The sequence below is a fragment of the Methanoregula sp. genome (assembly GCF_002835825.1).
Taxonomy (GTDB): Archaea; Halobacteriota; Methanomicrobia; order Methanomicrobiales; family Methanospirillaceae; genus Methanoregula.
Map to the genome: position 1 here is coordinate 1 of NZ_PIZH01000570.1, position 1,326 is coordinate 1,326.

General features: G+C 49.8%; 1 protein-coding gene. It reads left to right on the forward strand.

What is annotated here, in order from left to right:
• The first annotated feature begins 222 nt into the window (after positions 1 to 222).
• A complete protein-coding gene (locus CW742_RS13385; protein ID WP_292421202.1) occupies positions 223 to 1,308 on the forward strand; it encodes a hypothetical protein in 1,086 nt (361 codons plus the stop codon).
• Positions 1,309 to 1,326: the final 18 nt, after the last annotated feature.

Consider the following 1,326-nt stretch of genomic DNA (forward strand, 5'->3'; position numbering starts at 1 on the left):
ATCCAAGGGGTACGCTATCGGGATTGAGAACTTAAAGGAGTTCGATACCCCCATAGATCCCAGGGAGGAGATCCCCGGGTTTGTTCCGCCGCAGTCATATTGTTATGTGGATGGGTTGACGGTGGCGGAGTGAGAGTCCCCGGACCGAACCCCATGGATTTGCCGATGCCAGTGTGCTCCGGGCGGATGTGGCTGTAACGTTGCTACATACCAGGTTCCATCATGCCCGGATATATTAATGTCTTTGAGATACAACAGAACCGGTACGACAGCATGCAGCCGTTACCCGCGCCGGAACCTTATACGCTTCCCCTCACCATAAGGATAGATCGGAGTCTTTTCATCCTATTGTCTGTCATCTTCCTGCCGGTCATCGCGGGCTTGTTTAATTATGCTGCTTTTACAGATCCACCGGACAACATAGCGGAATGGATATTTTTCATCCTGATGCTGGCGTTCTTTTCGCTCATATATCTTTACATCATCACGCTGGAGATACGGCTGACAGAAGACAAGGTATCGATCGGGCGGTGGTTTTACAGACAGGAAATGGAGTACAGCAGGATAACCGCAGTACGGTATTATTTACAGCCTTCGGAATATCAGAATCTCCCGATGCTCGAATTGTCCGACGATTCTGGCAATACGATCAAAATAGGCCTCGGCATGTTTGATTACCCAAAAAACCACTTTATTATCTATGATGTGCTGAAAAAGAAGGCCACTCGGGCTGGCATCAAAAAATCCATGGGGGAATTTTTTATCGATCCGAACGCAACGCCCTGGAAAAAGGACCTGCTGCCGGAACCGTATATGCTTCCCCTCACCCTGCGGATGAACCAGGATTCTTCCACCATCTGGTATGTCACCATTCCGCTCCTCATCGTGGTCTTGTTTATTATCGCCATGGTCTCAGAACCAATGATGAATATACCGGGCTGGATGGTTTTCCTCGTGGGGATTACAGCTTTTTTGCTCGTGTATCTTATCTATATCAGACCCGCGGTCCGGCTGACCGAAGACAGGATATCCTACCGGGAATGGTTCTTCTGGAAAGAGATGGAGTACACGAGAATAGCCGCTGTCCGGTATTATTGCCAGGATTTGTCGTCTACTCCGGATTCGGGCCAGTTGCTCGAATTGTCCGGAGATAACGGCGACAAAATCACCATGAGATTCGGGATGGGTTTCAGCCCGGGAAACCTCTGGATCATCTACGATGTGCTTAAAAAGAATGCCCGTCATGCGGATCTCGATAAAACCCCGGAGAAATTCTTCACCGATCTGAGCGCACCTTCCTGGAGCTGACACCTGCCCCGGAACCAC

What these genes read in the sequence shown, in the direction of transcription:
- CW742_RS13385 (WP_292421202.1), top strand. Translation starts at nt 223, where the DNA reads ATGCCCGGATATATTAATGTCTTTGAGATACAACAGAACCGGTACGAC.